The 5,677-nt window shown below is 56.1% G+C and carries 3 rRNA genes; all 3 read left to right on the top strand.

Annotated elements, in window-relative coordinates:
* Positions 1-370 precede the first annotated feature (370 nt).
* Positions 371-1,894 (top strand): 16S ribosomal RNA (locus KLO01_RS16990).
* Positions 1,895-2,272: 378 nt separating this feature from the next.
* A 23S ribosomal RNA gene (locus KLO01_RS16985) occupies positions 2,273-5,385 on the top strand.
* Between the two features lie 127 nt (positions 5,386-5,512).
* Positions 5,513-5,629, top strand: a 5S ribosomal RNA gene (rrf, locus tag KLO01_RS16980).
* Together the 16S, 23S and 5S rRNA genes form the textbook arrangement of a ribosomal RNA operon.
* Positions 5,630-5,677 lie beyond the last annotated feature (48 nt).

The following is a 5,677-nucleotide window of genomic DNA, read 5'->3' as shown; positions in this document are numbered from 1 at the left end:
GCCCCGCGAAGATCCAAGCGCAGTCGGATCCGGCGGTTCCGAGAGGGACGAGGCCGGGTTTGACGCCCAAGTGTGGCCGCGGGTAGTTTTGAATGGTTGCCCTTGATGCTGGCCTGTGGGTTGGTTGATGGTGTGCGTCCGATCCTTGAGAACTCAACAGCGTGTCAAAAATCGATGCCAATACCTCGTCTCGTTGCGGTGGTGGCGCGGCCCTGTCTGGGGTTGTGTTGTTGTCGTGGCGAACGAATTTTTTTCCTTTGGTTGACAATGATCATCTAGCAGTTATTGCTGGTTGTTCTTGCTCAGCCGGGTTTCATATCCCTTTGTGGGTAATGTTTTTCCTCGCCTTTGTGGTGGGGGATAGCAATCATCAACGGAGAGTTTGATCCTGGCTCAGGACGAACGCTGGCGGCGTGCTTAACACATGCAAGTCGAACGGTGACCTCGAGAGCTTGCTCTTGGGTGAACAGTGGCGAACGGGTGAGTAACACGTGAGTAACCTGCCCCTGACTCTGGAATAAGCGCTGGAAACGGCGTCTAATACCGGATACGAGACGCAACCGCATGGTTAGTGTCTGGAAAGTTTTTCGGTCTGGGATGGACTCGCGGCCTATCAGCTTGTTGGTGAGGTAATGGCTCACCAAGGCGATGACGGGTAGCCGGCCTGAGAGGGCGACCGGCCACACTGGGACTGAGACACGGCCCAGACTCCTACGGGAGGCAGCAGTGGGGAATATTGCACAATGGGCGAAAGCCTGATGCAGCGACGCCGCGTGAGGGATGACGGCCTTCGGGTTGTAAACCTCTTTCAGCAGGGAAGAAGCGAAAGTGACGGTACCTGCAGAAGAAGCACCGGCTAACTACGTGCCAGCAGCCGCGGTAATACGTAGGGTGCGAGCGTTGTCCGGAATTATTGGGCGTAAAGAGCTTGTAGGCGGTTTGTCGCGTCTGCTGTGAAAATCCGGGGCTCAACCCCGGACTTGCAGTGGGTACGGGCAGACTAGAGTGTGGTAGGGGAGACTGGAATTCCTGGTGTAGCGGTGAAATGCGCAGATATCAGGAGGAACACCGATGGCGAAGGCAGGTCTCTGGGCCACTACTGACGCTGAGAAGCGAAAGCATGGGGAGCGAACAGGATTAGATACCCTGGTAGTCCATGCCGTAAACGTTGGGAACTAGGTGTGGGTCTCATTCCACGAGATCCGTGCCGCAGCTAACGCATTAAGTTCCCCGCCTGGGGAGTACGGCCGCAAGGCTAAAACTCAAAGGAATTGACGGGGGCCCGCACAAGCGGCGGAGCATGTGGATTAATTCGATGCAACGCGAAGAACCTTACCAAGGCTTGACATATACCGGAAACATCCAGAGATGGGTGCCCCGCAAGGTCGGTATACAGGTGGTGCATGGTTGTCGTCAGCTCGTGTCGTGAGATGTTGGGTTAAGTCCCGCAACGAGCGCAACCCTCGTTCTATGTTGCCAGCACGTGATGGTGGGGACTCATAGGAGACTGCCGGGGTCAACTCGGAGGAAGGTGGGGATGAGGTCAAATCATCATGCCCCTTATGTCTTGGGCTTCACACATGCTACAATGGCCGGTACAAAGGGCTGCGAAACCGCAAGGTGGAGCGAATCCCAAAAAACCGGTCTCAGTTCGGATTGGGGTCTGCAACTCGACCCCATGAAGTTGGAGTCGCTAGTAATCGCAGATCAGCAACGCTGCGGTGAATACGTTCCCGGGCCTTGTACACACCGCCCGTCAAGTCACGAAAGTCGGTAACACCCGAAGCCGGTGGCCCAACCCTTGTGGAGGGAGCCGTCGAAGGTGGGACTGGCGATTGGGACTAAGTCGTAACAAGGTAGCCGTACCGGAAGGTGCGGCTGGATCACCTCCTTTCTAAGGAGCACTGGCGCGCAAGCGTCCAGAGCCTGGTCTGTCCCCGACTGTGGGGCAGCAGGTGCTCAAGGGTGGAACATCGATTATTTGGCGTCGTCTCGTGCACTGCACGCAAGTACAGCCGGCACTTCTTTACGGGGTGTGGGTGTGGAACGCAGGTGGTGTGGGGTCGGCGCCTGACACGTTGTTGGGTCCTGAGGGCTCGGGCGTCAAGCTCGGATCGTCAGGCCGGTATCCGGTCAGGACCGTCACCGCTGGTGAACCGCTTCGCTGCTCGTGCTTTGGCATGGGTGTGGGAGGTAGGCATTGCAGCTCATGGTGAGGGGCCGCCCGTATGTTGAGAACTACACAGTGGACGCGAGCATCTTTATCTTTGCGTATCAAGTTTTTAAGGGCGCACGGTGGATGCCTTGGCACCAGGAACCGAAGAAGGACGTAGGAATCTGCGATAAGCCACGGGGAGTCGATAACCAGACTGTGATCCGTGGATTTCCGAATGGGGAAACCCGGCTGGAGGCAAGTCCAGTCACTCCTACCTGAACACATAGGGTAGGTAGAGGGAACGTGGGGAAGTGAAACATCTCAGTACCCACAGGAAGAGAAAGCAACCGCGATTCCGTGAGTAGTGGCGAGCGAAAGCGGAAGAGGCTAAACCGTATCTGTGTGATAGCTGTCAGGCGTTGCAGGTACGGGGTCGTGGGACCTCTCGGTCAGGACTGACATCCTGGCATGGAGTCAAAAATTCGCGTTGTAGTCGAAGGGCATTGAATGGCCCGGCACAGAGGGTGCGACCCCCGTAGACGAAACAGCGTGAACTTCAGAGAGTTATCCCAAGTAACACGGGGCCCGAGAAATCCCGTGTGAATCTGGCGGGACCACCCGCTAAGCCTAAATATTCCCTGGTGACCGATAGCGGACAAGTACCGTGAGGGAAAGGTGAAAAGTACCCCGGGAGGGGAGTGAAATAGATCCTGAAACCGTGTGCCTACAATCCGTTGGAGCCTCCTTGTGGGGTGACAGCGTGCCTTTTGAAGAATGAGCCTGCGAGTTAGTGCTCAGTGGCGAGGTTAACCCGTGTGGGGAAGCCGTAGCGAAAGCGAGTCCGAATAGGGCGATTCAGTCGCTGGGTCTAGACCCGAAGCGGAGTGATCTACCCATGGCCAGGTTGAAGCGACGGTAAGACGTCGTGGAGGACCGAACCCACTTAGGTTGAAAACTGAGGGGATGAGCTGTGGGTAGGGGTGAAAGGCCAATCAAACTCCGTGATAGCTGGTTCTCCCCGAAATGCATTTAGGTGCAGCGTCACGTGTTTCTTACCGGAGGTAGAGCTACTGGATAGCCGATGGGCCTCAACAGGTTACTGACGTTAGCCAAACTCCGAATGCCGGTAAGTGAGAGCGTGGCAGTGAGACTGCGGGGGATAAGCTCCGTAGTCGAGAGGGAAACAGCCCAGACCACCAGCTAAGGTCCCAAAGCGTGTGCTAAGTGGGAAAGGATGTGGAGTTGCAGTGACAACCAGGAGGTTGGCTTAGAAGCAGCCACCCTTTAAAGAGTGCGTAATAGCTCACTGGTCAAGTGATTCCGCGCCGACAATGTAGCGGGGCTCAAGCACACCACCGAAGCTGTGGCATTGACATATTGCCCGGCCACCACACCTGCGGGTTGGTGGTCCAAGCGTGTTGATGGGTAGGGGAGCGTCGTGTGGCCAGGGAAGCGGCGGAGTGATCCAGCCGTGGAGGCCACACGAGTGAGAATGCAGGCATGAGTAGCGAATGACGGGCGAGAAACCCGTCCGCCGAATAACCAAGGGTTCCAGGGTCAAGCTAATCTGCCCTGGGTAAGTCGGGACCTAAGGCGAGGCCGACAGGCGTAGTCGATGGACATCCGGTTGATATTCCGGAACCGGCGAAGAACCGCCCATGACGAACCTTTTGATGCTAAGCGCCTGAAACCCGCTGACGTCTTCGGACTGACGCGGGCGGAGCGCGCGACCCGATTGAGTAGTAGTCAAGCGATGGAGAGACGCAGGAAGGTAGCCTCCGCGTGGCGATGGTAGTCCACGTCCAAGGGTGTAGGGAGTGACATAGGCAAATCCGTGTCGCACATATCCTGAGACCTGATAGTGACCGCGAATGCGGGAAGCAGGGTGATCCTATGCTGCCAAGAAAATCTTCTAGCGAGGTTCGAGCCGCCCGTACCCCAAACCGACTCAGGTGGTTAGGTAGAGAATACCAAGGCGATCGAGTGAATCATGGTTAAGGAATTCGGCAAAATACCCCCGTAACTTCGGGAGAAGGGGGGCCCAGAGGGTGAAGTTCTTCACGAACTAGCCTGAACGGCCGCAGAGACCAGGGAGAAGCGACTGTTTACTAAAAACACAGGTCCGTGCTAAGTCGCAAGACGATGTATACGGACTGACGCCTGCCCGGTGCTGGAAGGTTAAGAGGACGGGTTAGATCGTAAGGTCGAAGCTCAGAATTTAAGCCCCAGTAAACGGCGGTGGTAACTATAACCATCCTAAGGTAGCGAAATTCCTTGTCGGGTAAGTTCCGACCTGCACGAATGGCGTAACGACTTCTCCACTGTCTCAACCATGAACTCGGCGAAATTGCACTACGAGTAAAGATGCTCGTTACGCGCAGCAGGACGGAAAGACCCCGGGACCTTTACTATAGCTTGGTATTGGTGTTCGGTACGGCTTGTGTAGGATAGGTGGGAGACTGTGAAGCCGGCACGCCAGTGTCGGTGGAGTCAACGTTGAAATACCACTCTGGTCGTTCTGGATATCTAACCTCGGTCCGTGATCCGGATCAGGGACATTGCCTGGTGGGTAGTTTAACTGGGGCGGTTGCCTCCTAAAAGGTAACGGAGGCGCTCAAAGGTTCCCTCAGCCTGGTTGGTAATCAGGTTTCGAGTGTAAGTGCACAAGGGAGCTTGACTGCGAGACAGACATGTCGAGCAGGGACGAAAGTCGGAACTAGTGACCCGGCGCTGGCTTGTGGAAGCGGCGTCGCTCAACGGATAAAAGGTACCCCGGGGATAACAGGCTGATCTTGCCCAAGAGTCCATATCGACGGCATGGTTTGGCACCTCGATGTCGGCTCGTCGCATCCTGGGGGTGGAGTCTCTCCCAAGGGTTGGGCTGTTCGCCCATTAAAGCGGTACGCGAGCTGGGTTTAGAACGTCGTGAGACAGTTCGGTCCCTATCCGCTGTGCGCGTAGGAAATTTGAGAAGGGCTGTCCCTAGTACGAGAGGACCGGGATGGACGAACCTCTGGTGTGTCAGTTGTTCTGCCAAGAGCACCGCTGATTAGCTACGTTCGGAAGTGATAACCGCTGAAAGCATCTAAGCGGGAAGCACGCTTCAAGATGAGATTTCCATGGACTTTGTCCGAGAGGCTCCCAGCTAGACTACTGGGTTGATAGGCCAGACGTGGAAGTGCAGTAATGCATGTAGCTGACTGGTACTAATAAGCCGATAACTTGATACACACCAAAAGATTTATGCGTGTTCGCGTCCACTGTGCAGTTCCCGAGATACGGTCGGGACACCCGCCCCCCACACCACCCCCACGGTGCGTGTAGGTGAGGGCGAACCGATACACATCTCCATAGAGTTTCGGCTGTCATAGCGAAGGGGAAACGCCCGGCTCCATTCCGAACCCGGAAGCTAAGCCCTTCAGCGCCGATGGTACTGCACTGGTGACGGTGTGGGAGAGTAGGACGCAGCCGGACAAACATTCCAGAAATGGCCCGCCCACCCGGCGGGCCATTTCTCATTTA

Origin of the sequence: Knoellia locipacati, assembly GCF_007992835.1 — a bacterium.
GTDB classification, from domain to species: Bacteria; Actinomycetota; Actinomycetes; order Actinomycetales; family Dermatophilaceae; genus Knoellia; species Knoellia locipacati.
The sequence above is the reverse complement of the archived record's forward strand: the minus strand, read 5'-3'. Positions and strand labels throughout refer to the sequence as shown.